General features: G+C 73.0%; 12 protein-coding genes. 6 read left to right on the forward strand and 6 right to left on the reverse strand.

Features of this window, described 5'->3' with window-relative positions; translation table 11 throughout:
* The first annotated feature begins 112 nt into the window (after positions 1–112).
* Positions 113–745 carry a CYTH domain-containing protein gene (locus AC4H2G_RS16265; protein ID WP_494366776.1) on the forward strand — a complete coding sequence of 211 codons (633 nt, stop codon included), beginning with the start codon at positions 113–115 and terminating at the stop codon, positions 743–745.
* Between the two features lie 43 nt (positions 746–788).
* On the opposite strand, the gene AC4H2G_RS16270 is transcribed toward AC4H2G_RS16265, so the two are convergent.
* The 4 genes from AC4H2G_RS16270 to AC4H2G_RS16285 form a co-directional block, all read right to left on the reverse strand.
* Complete coding sequence (locus tag AC4H2G_RS16270) at positions 789–1397, reverse strand: hypothetical protein (RefSeq protein WP_494366777.1); 609 nt, start codon at positions 1395–1397, stop codon at positions 789–791.
* Between the two features lie 36 nt (positions 1398–1433).
* The gene (locus tag AC4H2G_RS16275; RefSeq protein ID WP_494366778.1) at positions 1434–2246 is read right to left on the reverse strand and encodes a M15 family metallopeptidase; all 813 of its coding nucleotides are present in this window, start codon (positions 2244–2246) and stop codon (positions 1434–1436) included.
* 193 nt (positions 2247–2439) lie between these two features.
* Positions 2440–3480 (reverse strand): hemolysin family protein, encoded by a 1041-nt coding sequence (locus tag AC4H2G_RS16280; RefSeq protein ID WP_494366779.1) that lies wholly within the window; start codon positions 3478–3480, stop codon positions 2440–2442.
* Positions 3477–4835 carry a hemolysin family protein gene (locus AC4H2G_RS16285; protein ID WP_494366780.1) on the reverse strand — a complete coding sequence of 453 codons (1359 nt, stop codon included), beginning with the start codon at positions 4833–4835 and terminating at the stop codon, positions 3477–3479. The genes AC4H2G_RS16280 and AC4H2G_RS16285 overlap by 4 nt, the downstream gene beginning before the upstream one ends.
* 140 nt (positions 4836–4975) lie before the next feature.
* Here AC4H2G_RS16285 and AC4H2G_RS16290 point away from each other — a divergent pair, with 140 nt between their 5' ends.
* The 3 genes from AC4H2G_RS16290 (at position 4976) to AC4H2G_RS16300 (ending at position 11098) form a co-directional block, all read left to right on the forward strand.
* On the forward strand, positions 4976–5767 hold the full coding sequence (locus AC4H2G_RS16290; protein ID WP_494366781.1) for a response regulator transcription factor: 792 nt from the start codon (positions 4976–4978) through the stop codon (positions 5765–5767).
* Positions 5764–6924: a HAMP domain-containing sensor histidine kinase gene (locus tag AC4H2G_RS16295; RefSeq protein ID WP_494366782.1), complete on the forward strand. Its 1161-nt coding sequence runs from the start codon at positions 5764–5766 to the stop codon at positions 6922–6924. The genes AC4H2G_RS16290 and AC4H2G_RS16295 overlap by 4 nt, the downstream gene beginning before the upstream one ends.
* Positions 6925–7291: 367 nt before the next feature.
* Entirely contained in the window at positions 7292–11098 is a 3807-nt protein-coding gene (locus tag AC4H2G_RS16300) for a multifunctional oxoglutarate decarboxylase/oxoglutarate dehydrogenase thiamine pyrophosphate-binding subunit/dihydrolipoyllysine-residue succinyltransferase subunit (protein ID WP_494366783.1), read from the forward strand.
* A 481-nt stretch (positions 11099–11579) separates the two neighbouring features.
* Here the strand turns inward: AC4H2G_RS16300 and AC4H2G_RS16305 are convergent, their stop codons facing one another.
* A complete protein-coding gene (locus AC4H2G_RS16305) occupies positions 11580–12575 on the reverse strand; it encodes an aldo/keto reductase (RefSeq protein WP_494366784.1) in 996 nt (331 codons plus the stop codon).
* A 108-nt stretch (positions 12576–12683) separates the two neighbouring features.
* On the opposite strand from AC4H2G_RS16305, the gene AC4H2G_RS16310 reads away from it, so the two are divergent.
* Positions 12684–13598: an aldose 1-epimerase family protein gene (locus tag AC4H2G_RS16310; RefSeq protein WP_494366785.1), complete on the forward strand. Its 915-nt coding sequence runs from the start codon at positions 12684–12686 to the stop codon at positions 13596–13598.
* Between the two features lie 106 nt (positions 13599–13704).
* Positions 13705–14319, forward strand: coding sequence for a GDSL-type esterase/lipase family protein (locus tag AC4H2G_RS16315; protein WP_494366786.1), 615 nt, complete (start codon positions 13705–13707; stop codon positions 14317–14319).
* Positions 14320–14370: 51 nt separating this feature from the next.
* Here the strand turns inward: AC4H2G_RS16315 and AC4H2G_RS16320 are convergent, their stop codons facing one another.
* On the reverse strand, positions 14371–15186 hold the full coding sequence (locus tag AC4H2G_RS16320; protein ID WP_494366787.1) for a DUF4097 family beta strand repeat-containing protein: 816 nt from the start codon (positions 15184–15186) through the stop codon (positions 14371–14373).
* Positions 15187–15225: the final 39 nt, after the last annotated feature.

Consider the following 15225-nt stretch of genomic DNA (forward strand, 5'->3'; position numbering starts at 1 on the left):
AGACACCCCATTCCGATGTCCTGAGCCAGGACACTATCGAGGGCACCTCCAGATCCACGGGCGTCGGGCATCTCCTGGACGCCGATCCCCTGCACTTCGCTACGGTGTCACCATGACCGACGGCGGCTACGGGGACTTCGAGTTCGAACGACGTTTCCTCGTGCACCAGCTCCCCGAGGAGCTGCGCGACGCCCCCGCCCTGATCGTGCAGAGCTACTACCTCGCCGACGAGGGGTTCGCGCTGCGCCTGCGCGCGACGGCCCCCGGTGTCGACGCCCCGATGGACGCCGACGCGGACGCGATCACGCTCCTCGACCGCTACGTCTCCGAGGTCGACCTGTGCACGCTCACCGTGAAGGGCCCCATGGCGGGCGGCACGCGGTACGAGGCGGAGCGCGAGATCGACGTCGCCGTCGGGCTGCAGATGATCCGCCGCGGCGGCTCGCGCATCGTGAAGACCCGCTGGTCCGTGTGGCTCGGCGACGACGGCTGGGTCGTCGACGTGTTCGGCGGGGCGGACCACCCGCTCGTCGTCGCGGAGTGCGAGCGCTCCGGACCCGTCACGGACCTGCAGATCCCCGCGTTCTGCGTCACCGAGCTCACGGACGACCCGCGGTTCTCGAACGACGCGCTCGCCAGCCGGCCCTTCGCGGGGTGGCGCACGGCCTACGCGGCCGAGCTCGCGGCGTCGGGCCCGCGCTTCCTCCAGGACTTCGGGCGCAACGAGCGCCTCGCCGGCCCGTAGGGGCGCCGCACCGGAACCGGCCGCGAGCCGTGGACGCGAGGGCTCAGCGGGAGAGCGCGTCCGCCGCCGCGCACACGGCCGCGACGTCGATGCGGACGGACCGGTGGTCCACCGGCACCCATCCCGGCTCGTGGCCGAAGAGCACCGCCCAGTGCAGCAGCCCCGGCGACACGTGCGCCCGGCCCGCGTCCCGCCGTCGGGCCTTGGCGACCTCCCGCTCCACCGTGTCCTCGAGCGCGACGAGGTCGGCGCGCAGCGCCTGCCCCTTCTCGGTCAGGTGGTCACCGCGCCCCGCAGCCAGATACCCGTCCCGCCGTGCCGCGCGGGCGACGCGGGCCGCGGCGGCTCTCAGCCGGTCGCGGAGGCCGGCATCGTCGGGATCGAGCCGCAGGCGCGCCCCGGGGAGCGTGGGGTCGCCGAACAGCGTCCGGAGGACGTCGGGCTCGTGACCGGTCGCCCGGGACGGGTCGACGACCTCGAGGACCCGCACGCCGTCCCCGCTCGCGTCGGCAGGCGCCTCGGGTCGCGCCGGAGACGCGACCGGACCATGGATCTCCCGCACGACGCCGTGGAGCGCGAGGGCGAGGAGCTGCGCCGCGAGCGCGTGCTCGGGGCGGCGCAGGACGGCCGCGGCGAGCAGGAGGTCCGCCATGCTCCGACGATAGCCGGGACGGGTCCGCGCGGCGGGTCAGGCGCCGCCCATCTCCTCGACGCCCTCGGTGAACTCGAAGTGCCACGGCTCGTACGCGCCGCCGCCGCCGCGCTTGGCCCACGGCGGGTTCGCCCAGCCGTACGTGGTGCCGTTCTCGTTGAGCCACGCGTACACCTCGCGCGACCCCGTCTCGATCGAGCACAGGTCGATGGCGAGGCCCCAGCCGTGCATCGAGGTGCCGGGCCGGGCGGCGAAACCGCCACGCGTCGACTTGAGCGAGACCTGCGTGGAGAGGGTCCGGTACGACGAGACGAGGCACAGGTCGCGGCCGAAGCTCGCGCGGAACGCCTCGTTGAGCGCGGACAGCGCGACCGCGGCGTCGGGCCGGAGGAAGTCGCCGGGCTGCCACAGCTCGCACAGCTCGTGCTGGTCGAGGTTGCCGTTGGTCCCCGTGGGGCGGACGGTCGGGTCGCACCCGGGCAGCGGCTCGCGCTCGAACGACCGGGAGGCGGCGTCGGTGCGCACCGCGGTCCGCGGCGCCGCCGCGACGCTCTCCGAGAGCGCCGGGACGGTCGAGGCGGCGGTCGCGAGGTCGAGCGCGCTCGGGCCGGCCGGGCGGGCGTCGGGCTCGAACGGCGACCTGGCGCCAAGACCGTCGTCGGCTCCGGCGGAGAGCGGCATCGCGATCGTCGCCATGGCGAGGGTGCTGAGGACGGCGACCCGGGGGACCCACCGGTGCTGGCCCGGCACCTGGGCCTGGCTGCGGCGCGGGCGACGCGGGCCGTGCTCGGCCTCGCGACGTGCGCGGCGGGACTCGAGGGCGGGGACGTCGGTCTGCTGCGCCTGCACCCGCCACCTGCCTTCCGCACTCGGAACGATCGTTGAACCGACTGTGACCGGCCGGTGAACCACACTGGCGACCGGCGTCAATCACGGAACAGTAACGAAGGCCTCCGGCGTTGCCAAGTCTCCTGGTCAGCGCTGCGGGAAGGTTCCCACACCCGGCCCCCGCGACGGCGACCGGAGCGCTGCTGCGAAAACGTCAGTGCGGCCGCCGCTGCATGGCGTCGCGCACCTCGCCGACGAGCTCCTCGAGGATGTCCTCGAGGAACACCACGCCCAGCGAGCCGTGCGGTCCGTCCACGCGGGCGAGGTGGGCGCCCGACCCCTGCATGGCACGCAGCGCGTCCTCCACCTCGTCGCCCGGGGCCGACACCGCGAGCGCCCGCACGCGCCAGCCGGGGACCGGGTCGTGACGTGTCGTGTCGTCGGCGTAGAGGACGTCCTTGACGTGGAGGTACCCCACGAGGTCGCCCGACGCGTCCGCGACGGGGAACCGCGAGAACCCCGTGCGGGCGACGAGGCGCTCGAGCTCGTCGGGCGTGCACCCCTCGACGACGGTCACGAGGTCGGCGACGGGGACCATCACGTCGCTCGCGGTGCGTTCCGAGAACTCGATCGCGCCCGACAGCAGGCCCTGCTCGTCACGCAGCACGCCCTCGGCCTGGGAGTGCTCGACGATCGACTGCACCTCCTCCGCCGTGTAGGCGGACGCCACCTCGTCCCGGGGCTCCACGCCCGACCACCGCACGACGTGGTTCGCGACCCAGTTGAGCGCGACGATGACCGGGCGCAGCACCCTCCCGATCCAGACGAGGGGCGGCCCGAACCACAGCACGGCCCGGTCCGGACCGGCCACCGCGAGGTTCTTCGGCACCATCTCGCCGAGCACCACGTGCAGGTAGACGACGACGGCCAGGGCGACGACGAACGCGATCGGGTGCGCGAGGGACGTGCTCACTCCGAGGGCGTGCAGAGGATCCTCGATGAGGTGCGCGAGGGCAGGCTCCGCGACGACCCCGAGGCCGGTGGAGCACACGGTCACGCCGAGCTGCGCGCACGCGAGCATGAGCGACACGTTCTCCATCGCCCACAGCACCGTCTGGGCACGCCGGTCGCCCCGGGCGGCGAGGGGCTCGATCGCCGAGCGGCGGGCCGAGATGACGGCGAACTCCGCGCCGACGAAGAAGGCGTTGCCCCCGAGGAGCACGAGGCCGAGGAGGAGGGCGGTGGTCGAGCTCATGCCGGGACCTCCCCGGGCGCGGGCCGGACGTTGACCCGCTCGACCCGTCGGCCCTCCATCGCCTCCACGCGGACGACGACGCGCTGCGCGCCCTCGCCCACGACGACCTCGTCGCCCGTCACGGGCACGCGTCCGAGGCGGGACATCACGAGGCCGCCGAGCGTCTCGTACGCGGCGTCCTCGGGGACCCGAAGGCCGGTCACCTCCGTGAGCTCGTCCGGGCGCAGGACGCCCGGCACGAACCAGGAACCGTCCGCACGCCGCGCGGCGCCCGCGCGGCGACGGTCGTGCTCGTCCGCGACGTCGCCGACGAGCTCCTCGACGACGTCCTCGAGCGTCACGACGCCGGCGGTCCCCCCGTACTCGTCGACGACGACCGCCATCTGCAGCCCGAAACCGCGCAGCTCGACGAGCAGAGGCCCGAGGCGGACCGTCTCGGGGACGCGCGGCGCGTCGACCATGAGCGCCGCGGCGGGCACCTCGGGACGGCGCTCGTGCGGCACGGCCACCGCGCGGCGCAGGTGGACGAGGCCGACGACGTCGTCGCGGTCGTCGCCGATGACCGGGAACCGGGAGTGCCCGGTGCGGCGGGCGGCGTCGACCACGTCGGCGGCCGTCGCGTCGCGGTCGACGACGACCATGCGCATCCGGTCGGTCATGACGTCCACGGCCGAGAGCGTGTCGAGCTCGATCGAGTTCGTGAGCAGCGTGGCGACGGACACGTCGAGCGTGCCCTCCTGCGCGGAGCGCCGCACGAGCGCGGCGAGCTCCGTGGCCGACCGCGCTCCCGACAGCTCCTCGCGCGGCTCGACCCCCACGCGCCGCAGGATCGCGTTCGCCGACCCGTTGAGCACGGCGATCACGGGGCGGAAGAGCTTGGTGAACTGGCGCTGCAGGGGGACGACCTGGCGAGCCGTCGCGTACGGGGCGCTCAGCGCGAAGTTCTTGGGGATGAGCTCCCCGACCACCATCGAGAAGGCGTTGACCACGACGAGAGCGAGGATCCCCGCGAGCACGCCGGCGACGGCCTGGCTGAGCGGGGTGCGCCCGAGCCCTCCCGCGATCAGCGACAGCAGAGCGGGCTGGGCGGTGTAGCCCAGAAGGATCGTGGTGAGCGTGATGCCGACCTGCGCCGAGCTCAGCTCGGTCGACAGGTGCTTGAGGGCGGCCCGGACGGAGCGGTCGCGTCGGTCGTCACGGCCGTCGGGTCTGTCGCCCTCCTGGTCGCCCGGCTCGTCCCCGGCACCGACGACGGCCGGGTCGAGAGTGACCAGGGAGAACTCCCCGGCCACGAAGACGGCGGTTCCTGCGGTGAGGAGCACCCCGAGCGCGACCATGACCCAGTCGCCTACCACGAGGTGCTCCACGGATATCGGGAGGTGCTCTTCATCGTGCGCAGCATGCTAGTCCCCGGGTCTGCCTGCGTCCCCGTGGACGGCCCGCGACCGTCCGCAAATCCGGCCGACCTGCGCCGACGTGTGCCACGCTGTATCCCATGGCAGATCCGAGGGCAGCGAGAGCATTCCCCACCGGAGCGGGTGCAGGGCCGGCGACGAGCCGCACCCCCGCTCCCCCGACCGGACCGGCCGGCCAGCAGACCGCGACCGTGCTCGTCGTCGAGGACGAGCCGGCGATCGCGACGGCCATCGCGCAGCGACTGAGCGCCGAGGGGTGGCGCGTCGAGGTCGCGCGCGACGGGCTGTCCGGCGTCGACGCCGCGACCCGCCTGCGTCCTGACGTCATCGTGCTCGACGTCATGCTGCCGGGCATCGACGGGCTCGAGGTGACGCGGCGCATCCAGGCCGACCAACCGGTGCCGATCCTCATGCTCACGGCGCGGGACGACGAGACCGACATGCTCATCGGGCTCGGCGTGGGCGCGGACGACTACATGACGAAGCCGTTCTCGATGCGCGAGCTCGTCGCGCGCATCAAGGCCCTCCTGCGGCGCATGGACCGCGCGGCGCAGGCGGCGAGCACGACACCCGCGGAGCCCCCGATGGCGGTGGGTGACGTGACGATCGACAAGGCCCAGCGCCGCGTGTACCGCGCCGGCGAGGAGGTCCACCTGACGCCCACGGAGTTCGAGCTGCTCGTCATGCTCGCGAGCTCGCCCAAGACGGTGCTCACGCGCGAGCGTCTGCTCGCCGAGGTGTGGGACTGGGCCGACGCGAGCGGGACCCGCACGGTCGACTCGCACATCAAGGCGCTGCGCCGCAAGCTCGGTGCGGACCTCATCCGCACGGTGCACGGCGTGGGCTACGCGTTCGAGCCGCCCGCCGGATGACGACGCCCACCGGTGGGCAGGACCGGTCGAGCCCGTCCCGCAACCTGCCGCACCGGTCCCACACGATCCGGCCCCACCTGCCCGACGTCCGGCCGCTCGACTCGTTCCGCTCGCTGAAGATCAAGCTGGGCGTGCTCGTCGCGGCGACGGTGACGCTCGCCGTGCTCATCACGTGGATCGGGCTGCAGAACCAGCTCGGCCCGTCGCGCACGTTCCCGCTCGCGATCGTCCTGTCGCTCCTGCTGACCCAGCTCCTGGCGCGCGGCATGACGTCCCCCCTGCGCGAGATGACCGCGGCGGCGCGCGCGATGGCCGACGGCGACTACACCCGCCGCGTCCGGGCCACGAGCCGCGACGAGGTCGGACAGCTCGCCGTCGCGTTCAACGTCATGGCGGAGGACCTCGCGACGAGCGACCAGGTGCGCCGCGAGCTCATCGCCAACGTGTCGCACGAGCTGCGCACACCGATCGCCGCGCTGCAGGCGCAGCTCGAGAACGTCGTGGACGGCGTGACGCAGCCGACGCCCGCGACGATGGAGATGGCGCTGGCCCAGACGGAACGCCTCACGCGCCTCGTCGCCTACCTGCTCGACCTGTCGCGCATCGAGGCCGGCGCAGCGGCGCTGAACATCACGGAGATCGACGTCGGCGACTTCCTCGAGGAGAACGCCGAGGCCGTGTCGATGGTCGAGGCGGCCAAGGGCCTGCGATACGTCGTGGACGTCACCCCGCCGGACCTCGTGCTCGAGGCCGACAGGGAGCGCCTCCACCAGGTGGTCGTGAACCTGCTCCAGAACGCGATCCGCCACTCTCCCCCGAACGGCGAGATCCGGCTCGAGGCGTACCCCGTCGACGACGAGGTCGTGATCGAGGTCGTCGACGAGGGGCCGGGGATCGCGAAGGAGGACCGCGAGAGGATCTTCGAGCGCTTCGCGCGGGCGAGCGCGACGGGGACGCACGCGTCGGCGACGCACCCGACGGGTGGCGGGTCGACGGGTGGTACCGGGATCGGCCTCGCGATCGTCCGGTGGGCGGTCGACCTGCACGGCGGCCGGATCGAGGTCGCCGACTCGCGACGGGGCGCGACGATGCGGGTGACGCTCCCGGCGAGGTCGGGCGACCTCCCGCCGACCCCGGTCGACGACGACGTGCCCTGACGCACGTGGCGCAGCGGAACCGGTGAGATGCGTCACACGCCGGACGCCCCATACCCCGTGATGGCCTGGAATTCCGCGCTCTTGCCCGGAGCCGAGCCGGGCGTTGCACCGCGTTTGCCTCGGGCAGACGCGGCGTGAAGAACCCGGGCACGGCTCGCGCGGGAACACCTTCAGCGGCCCTGCGAGCGGGGCCCGAGGGCCTAGGCTGGTGTGGTCCGGATGCCGGACGAGTCTGTGCCGGGGCGCGTCGTCGTCTCGCCGTCACGCGCCGACACGACTGTGACCGTACAGCGACCTGTGTGTGAAAGTGGGCGATCCTCGCGTGTCCCCGAAGGCTGAGTCAGAGGCGATCAGCGACGCAAGCTCCGTGTTCGGAGCGAACGAGTGGCTGGTCGACGAGCTCTACGAGCAGTACCTCAAGGACAAGAACGCGGTAGACCCCGCGTGGTGGGACTTCTTCGAGGACTACCGTCCGACGGAGCGCGACGACACGGGCGACGAGTCCGCGCCGTCCGCCGCACCGGCGTCGGCGTCCACGAACGGCACGCCCGCGCAGACCGCGCCCGCCGCCCCGGCGCCGGCCGCCCGTCCCGCGGAGCCCACGAAGCCCGCACCGGCGACGGACGGCTCCGCCGCGGCCGAGGCCGCGCAGCGCGTCAAGCCGCCGAAGCTGCCCGCGGACCCCGCGGTCAACGCCGCCGTCGAGGCCGTGCGTGCGCACAAGCCCGTCGCGACGGCGCAGCCCGCGACCGCGCCGTACGCGCAGGTCCCGGCCCGCAAGGTCGCGGGAGCGCCGGACCAGGAGACCCAGGCGGTCGACGACGTCCAGAGGCTGCGCGGCCCCGCCGCGCGCGTCGTGACGAACATGGAGTCGAGCCTGCAGGTGCCGACCGCCACCTCGGTGCGCGCGGTCCCGGCCAAGCTCATGGTCGACAACCGCATCGTCATCAACAACCACCTCGCGCGCGGTCGGGGCGGCAAGATCTCGTTCACGCACCTCATCGGCTTCGCGCTCGTCGAAGCGCTGGCGGACATGCCGGCCATGAACTCGAGCTACACCGAGCTCGACGGCAAGCCCGCCGTCAACCAGCCCGCGCACGTCAACTTCGGTCTCGCGATCGACCTCGCCAAGCCGGACGGCACCCGCCAGCTCCTCGTGCCGAGCGTCAAGAAGGCCGACACGATGGACTTCGCCCAGTTCTGGGCGGCCTACGAGGACCTCGTGCGCCGGGCGCGCGGCGGCAAGCTGGGCGTCGACGACTTCGCCGGCACGACGATCTCGCTGACGAACCCGGGCGGCATCGGCACGGTGCACTCGGTGCCGCGCCTCATGCAGGGCCAGGGCACGATCATCGGCGTCGGCGCGATGGACTACCCGGCGGAGTTCGCGGGGGCCTCGACCGAGCGCCTCGCACGCCTCGGCATCTCGAAGGTCCTGACGATCACGTCGACCTACGACCACCGCATCATCCAGGGCGCCCAGTCCGGCGAGTTCCTGCGCATCCTGTCGCAGAAGCTCCTCGGCGAGGACGGCTTCTACGACCGCGTGTTCGCCGCGCTGCGCATCCCCTACGAGCCGGTGCGCTGGGTCCGGGACAACACGACGGACGCCGACGTCGAGGCGGCCAAGCCCGCGAAGATCGCCGAGCTCGTCCACTCGTACCGCTCGCGCGGCCACCTCATGGCGGACACCGACCCGCTCGCCTACCGCCAGCGCAAGCACGGCGACCTCGACATCCAGAACCACGGGCTCACGCTCTGGGACCTCGACCGCACGTTCCCCACCGGCGGGTTCGGCGGCACGTCGAAGTCGTCGCTGCGCGACGTCCTCGGCCTCCTGCGCGACTCGTACTGCCGCACCGTCGGCGTCGAGTACATGCACCTCGCGGACCGCACGCAGCGCAAGTGGCTGCAGGAGCGCCTCGAGTCCGGGTACGCCCGCACCCCGCGCGAGGACCAGCTGCGCATCCTGCGCCGGCTCAACTCCGCCGAGGCGTTCGAGACGTTCCTGCAGACGAAGTTCGTCGGGCAGAAGCGCTTCTCGCTCGAGGGCGGCGAGTCCCTCATCCCGCTGCTCGACGCGATCCTGTCGAAGGCCGCCGAGAACGGCCTCGACGAGGTCGGCATCGGCATGGCGCACCGCGGGCGCCTCAACGTGCTCGCGAACATCGCCGGCAAGAGCTACGCGCAGATCTTCGCGGAGTTCGAGGGCAACCTCGACCCGAAGAGCGTCCAGGGCTCCGGCGACGTGAAGTACCACCTCGGGACCGAGGGCACGTTCACGGCCGAGTCCGGCGCGACGACGAAGGTCTACCTCGCGGCGAACCCGTCGCACCTCGAGGCCGTCGACCCGGTGCTCGAGGGCATCGTGCGCGCCAAGCAGGACCGCATCGACCTCGGCGGCGACGGCTTCTCCGTGCTGCCGATCCTCATCCACGGCGACGCCGCCTTCGCGGGCCAGGGCGTGGTGCCGGAGGTGCTCAACCTCGCGCAGCTGCGCGGGTACCGCACGGGCGGCACGGTCCACGTCGTCGTCAACAACCAGGTCGGCTTCACCACGGGCCCGTCGTCGTCGCGCTCGACGACATACGCGACCGACGTGGCCAAGGGCTACCAGGTGCCGATCTTCCACGTGAACGGCGACGACCCGGAGGCGTGCGTGCGGGTCGCCGAGCTGGCCTTCGCGTTCCGCGAGCAGTTCGACCGCGACGTCATCATCGACCTCATCTGCTACCGCCGCCGCGGTCACAACGAGGGCGACGACCCGTCGATGACGCAGCCGCTCATGTACAACCTCATCGAGGCGAAGCGCTCGGTCCGCAAGCTCTACACCGAGAACCTCGTCGCGCGCGGCGACATCACGCTCGAGGAGGCCGAGCACGTCCTGCAGGACTACCAGGCCCAGCTCGAGCGCGTCTTCACGGAGACCAAGGAGGGCGGCTACACGCCGTCCGCCTCGTCGGAGCCCGTGGCCGGTCTCGAGCGTCCCGAGTCCCAGCTCGAGGACGCCGGCACGATGGTGGGTTGGCGCACCGCCGTCGACCCGGACGTCGTCGAGCGCATCGGCCAGGTGCACGTCGTGCCGCCCGAGGGCTTCACCGTGCACCCCAAGCTCGCGCAGCTCCTCGAGAAGCGCCGGCAGATGTCCGTCGAGGGCGGCATCGACTGGGGCTTCGGCGAGCTCCTCGCGTTCGGCTCGCTCCTCGCCGAGGGCACGCCCGTGCGCCTCGCCGGTCAGGACTCGCGCCGCGGCACGTTCGTGCAGCGCCACGCCGTCCTGCACGACCGCGAGACGGGCGCCGAGTGGACGCCGCTGCTCTACCTCTCCGCCGACCAGGCGAAGTTCTGGGTCTACGACTCGTCGCTGTCCGAGTACGCGGCCCTCGGGTTCGAGTACGGGTACTCCGTCGAGCGTCCCGACGCCCTCGTGCTGTGGGAGGCGCAGTTCGGCGACTTCGTCAACGGCGCCCAGACCGTCATCGACGAGTTCCTCTCGTCGGCGGAGCAGAAGTGGGGCCAGTACTCCTCGGTCGTCATGCTGCTCCCCCACGGCTACGAGGGCCAGGGCCCGGACCACTCGTCCGCGCGCATCGAGCGCTTCCTGCAGCTCGCCGCCGAGGACAACATCACCATCGCGCAGCCGTCGACGCCCGCGTCGTACTTCCACCTGCTGCGTCGCCAGGCGTACGACCGCCCGCGCCGTCCGCTCATCGTCTTCACGCCGAAGCAGCTCCTGCGCCTCAAGGCGGCCGCGTCCCCGGTCGAGGAGTTCACGCAGGGCACCTTCAAGCCCGTGATCGAGGACACCGCCGTCGACCCGGCCAAGGTCGACCGCGTGCTCCTGTGCACCGGTCGCGTCTACTACGACCTCCTCGCGGAGCGCACCAAGCGCGGCGACGAGAGCACGGCGATCGTCCGCCTCGAGCAGCTCTACCCGCTCGACGTCGACGCGATCCGCGCCGAGATCGCCCGGTACGGCGACGCCGAGGTCGTGTGGGTCCAGGACGAGCCGGAGAACCAGGGCGCCTGGTCGTTCGTCCACATCAACCTGCCGGACGACCTGCCGCGCGTGAGTGTCGTCTCGCGCCCGGCGTCGGCCTCCACGGCCACCGGCACGGCGAAGAAGCACCAGGCCCAGCAGGCAGTTCTGCTCGAGCAGGCGTTCGCCCGCTGACGTCCGGCCCGCTCGCGCGGACCTGAGCACCACGAAGGCCCCCTCCCTCGGGAGGGGGCCTTTGTCCTCGTGCGTCGTGGGTCGTGGGTGACGTCCGGCGGCGGCTCAGGAGCGGGGGCGCGGGTCTACCATCCGCGCCGCTCGTTCCTCGCGGGCTCCCGCCAGACCCACCACGACCCGCGCCCCCGCACCTGAGCCACCACCTCGCCCGACCCCTCACCTGGCGCTCGCCCCGGCGCTCACCCCAGCGATCGCGCCTCGCCGGTCGAGTGCTCACCTGCCGCTCGCCCCCCGCTTGGCAGGCGCTGGCCAGGGCGACGTCACCGCAGGGCGGGACCGGAGGGGCGGCGGCGGGTCGTGGTGGGTCTGGCGGGAGCGGCGCGAGGGACGAGCGCCGCGGATGGTAGACCCGCCGCCGCTCCTCCGGTCGCGCCCGACCCGACCACGACGACGCGACCGAAGCGACCGACGCGCCCCACCCTCACCAGCGGTCGTGGACCGCCGCCCTGATGTGCTCGTCGTAGATCTCGCGGATGCCCGACGCGAAGAGCGGGCCGAGGACCTCGGCCGACCCCGCGACGGCGTTGGAGCGCGCCTGATCGACGTTGCGCGCGCCGGGGATGACCGTCGTGACGCCCGGCTGCTGCCAGATCCACGCGATCGCGGCCTGCGCGGGCGTGAGGTCCTGGGCGACGGTGTCGCGGACCAGGTCGGAGAACTGCCGTGCGGCCTCGACGCCGGTCTCGAAGTCGACGCCGGAGAACGTCTCGCCGACGTCGAACGCGCTGCCGTCGCGGTTGAAGGTCCGGTGGTCGTCGTCCCCGAACGTCGTCTCGCGCGTGTACTTGCCGGACAGCAGTCCCGAGGCGAGCGGCACGCGCGCGATGACGCCCACGCCGGCCGCGGAGGCCGCTGGCAGCACCTCGTCGAGCGGCTTGAGGCGGAACGCGTTGAGGATGATCTGCACGGTCGCGACCCCGGGGCGCGCGATGGCGGTGAGCGCCTCGTCGACCGTCTCGACGCTCACGCCGTAGGAGGCGATCGCGCCCTCGGCGACGAGCGTGTCGAGGGCGTCGTAGGCCTCGTCGCGGGAGTACACCGCCGTGGGCGGGCAGTGGAGCTGGACGAGGTCGAGCCGCTCGGTCCGCAGGTTGGTGCGCGACCGGTCGGTCCACTCGCGGAACTTCGCGAGCGTGAAGTTGTCGGGGTCCTGGGCCTCGCGGCGGCCCATCTTCGTCGCGACGGTGATCCCGTGATCCGGGTTGTCGGCGAGGTAGGAGCCGATGATCTGCTCGCTGCGACCGTCCCCGTAGACGTCCGCGGTGTCGAAGAACGTCACCCCGGCCTCGGCGGAGGCGTCGAGCACCGCGCGGGCGTCGCCCTCCTCGACGTCGCCCCAGTCGGCGCCGAGCTGCCATGTCCCCAGCCCTACCACCGAGACGAGCCGTCCCGTGCGTCCGAGCACACGTCGTTCCATCGTTCCTCCTCGTGCTGCGTCGGGCACGCAGGCGCACGTGCCCGGGCACCGAGTCTGACGGGCGAGGGCCCATCGTGCACCCGCGCACGCCGAGTACCGTATGTGAGCGTGAACACCGACGCACCTTCCGGCGCACAGCTGCGCATCGCCCACGGCGACCACGCCGCCACGATCACCGAGGTCGGAGCGGCGGTGCGCGAGTACGCCGTCGCCGGCCGCCCCGTCTTCCTCCCGTTCGCCGAGGACGAGGTCTCGCCCGCGTTCAACGGCGCGGTGCTCCTGCCGTGGCCCAACCGCCTGCGCGACGGCCAGTACGAGATCGACGGCACGACGTTCCAGGTCCCGGTCACCGAGCCTGCCCGGATGACGGCGCTCCACGGCCTCGCGTGCTGGCAGCGCTGGACGGTCGTGGAGCACACCGAGGCTGCCGTCACGCTCGAGCTGCGCCTCGTCCCGACCCCGGGCTACCCGTTCGCGCTCGTGGCGCGCGTCGCGTACTCGCTGAGCGACGACGGGCTGCGCGTGCACGTGCGCACGACCAACGCCGGCCGCGGCACGGCGCCGTACGGCATCGGCTTCCACCCGTGGCTCTCCCCCGCCGGCGCGGACCTCGACGACTGCACGATCCGTCTCGACGCCGTCTCGCGCGTGACGACCGACGACCGCCTGCTGCCCACCGGGACGGAACCCGCGTCGGGCGCCTTCGATCTCCGGGAGACGCGCTCCCTGGCGGGAGTCGACCTGGACGACGCGTACGTGGACGTGACGCGCGACGACGCCGGGCTGTCGTGGATCCGGCTCGGCGCCCCGGACGGACGCACCGCCGCCGTGTGGATGGACGCGTCGATGGACACCTGGCAGATCTGCACGGGCGACCACGTGGGCGATCCGGCGTTCCACCGCTCGGGCGTGGCGGCGGAGCCGATGAGCTGCATCGCGGACGCCTTCCGCACCGGTGACCGGCTCGTACGCCTCGCACCGGGCGCCTCGCACGAGGTGACGTGGGGCGCCAACCTCCTCTGATCGGGCGGTCCGCGGCCCGGTGCGCGAGGCGCGTGCCGGGCTCCGACACGCCGGGCGGACGGCCCGGGATCGACCGCGGCTCCCGGCGTCGGGGAGAATGACCCTCGTGGAGGACGTAGCACGTCGAGAAGTCCGGATCTGCGTCGTCGGCGACGAGCTGAGCGCCGGCGTCGGGGACGCCAAGGCCCTGGGGTGGTCGGGGCGCGTCGTCGCGCGCACGCGCTTCCCGCAGCCCGTCTACGTCTTCCCGCTCGCGATCCCCGGGGAGACGACGACGGCCCTCAGCCAGCGCTGGGAGGCGGAGACGGCGCGGCGGTTCTCTCCCGAGCCCGACGTCGACAACCGGCTCGTCGTCGGTCTCGGTCGGCACGACCTCGACTCCGGCCTGTCCGTCGCGCGGTCCCGTCTCAACCTGGCGAACGTCCTGGACGTCGCGGAGTCGCGGCGTCTGCCGACGTTCGTCGTCGGCCCGCCGCCCGGGCACCCGCAGGACGCGGACCGGCTCGCGGAGCTCTCGAACGCGTTCGCGGACGTCGCGAACCGTCGTCGAGTGCCGTACGTCGACACGTTCAGCCCGCTCGTGACGCACGAGCAGTGGCTCGCGGACCTCGCCCAGAGCGGCAACGGGTTCCCGGGCCAGGCGGGCTACGGCCTCATGGCGTGGCTCGTGCTGCACACGGGCTGGCACGCCTGGCTCGGCCTGCCCGACGACGCGCCCTGAGCCGCGTCAGCGAGCAGGGCCGGGCAGGCCGGGGCCGGGCAGGCCTGTGCCTCAGCCGCGCGAGACCGTGAGGTCGCCGGACACGGTGCTCGCCGAGACGTAGGCGCCGCCGGCGGTGGGGCTCTCGACCGGGCGGTCGACGTGGTCGACCGACGTCGTGCGCTGCGCGGAGCTCTCGAGGCGCACGCCGTCGAGCACGGCCTTGCCCGTGACGCTGCGCGCCTTGAGGTTCACGGGCGCCCCGGCGCCGAGGCGCACGGCGACGTCACCGGAGACGGTGCGGGCGTCGACGAGCGGCGTGCTCTCGCGCGCGACCACCTCGACGCCGCTCGTCACGGTCGTGACCGAGACGCGGCCCAGCGATCCCGCGACGTTGACGGCGCCCGAGGCGGTGCTCACCCGGACGTCCCCGACGTGCTCGACGACGTCCACGGGCGCGGAGGCCGTCTTCACGGAGACCGGACCCGTCGTGCCCTGGACGCGCACGGGGCCGGTCGCGGTGGTCACCGACAGGTCGGCCGTGGTGCCCGTGACGGTGGCGGCGGCGCGCGCCGTCGTGACCTTGACGGGCACGTCGGCCGGAACGGTGAGGCGCACGACGGCGCGGTCCTTGTCGCGAAGGCCTTTGGCACGGTCGACGATGCCCTCGATGCCGGCGAAGTCGTACCCGATGCGCAGCTCGCCGTCGTGCGCGCTCACCTGGAGCGGACGCTCGGTGACGTCACCGATCTCGAGGTGGGCGCCGTCGGCGCGGTTCGGGTCCGCGACCACGTCGACGGAGCCGTCGGTCAGCTGGACGACGACGCGACGGACCTCTGCGACGTCGACGGTCTGCGGGGTGGTGATGACCCAGGTCTCGGTGCTCATACGATCTCTCTCCTCGTTCGGGGTCTGGTGCGGGGTTCA

Source organism: Cellulosimicrobium sp. BMG9.23, from assembly GCF_059159985.1.

Bases quoted from the DNA above. Each gene is read 5' to 3' on its own strand.
- AC4H2G_RS16280 (WP_494366779.1), bottom strand. From the start codon at position 3,480: ATGAGCTCGACCACCGCCCTCCTCCTCGGCCTCGTGCTCCTCGGGGGC.
- AC4H2G_RS16270 (WP_494366777.1), bottom strand. From the start codon at position 1,397: ATGGCGGACCTCCTGCTCGCCGCGGCCGTCCTGCGCCGCCCCGAGCAC.
- AC4H2G_RS16320 (WP_494366787.1), bottom strand. From the start codon at position 15,186: ATGAGCACCGAGACCTGGGTCATCACCACCCCGCAGACCGTCGACGTC.
- AC4H2G_RS16295 (WP_494366782.1), top strand. From the start codon at position 5,764: ATGACGACGCCCACCGGTGGGCAGGACCGGTCGAGCCCGTCCCGCAAC.
- AC4H2G_RS16305 (WP_494366784.1), bottom strand. From the start codon at position 12,575: ATGGAACGACGTGTGCTCGGACGCACGGGACGGCTCGTCTCGGTGGTA.
- AC4H2G_RS16265 (WP_494366776.1), top strand. From the start codon at position 113: ATGACCGACGGCGGCTACGGGGACTTCGAGTTCGAACGACGTTTCCTC.
- AC4H2G_RS16290 (WP_494366781.1), top strand. From the start codon at position 4,976: ATGGCAGATCCGAGGGCAGCGAGAGCATTCCCCACCGGAGCGGGTGCA.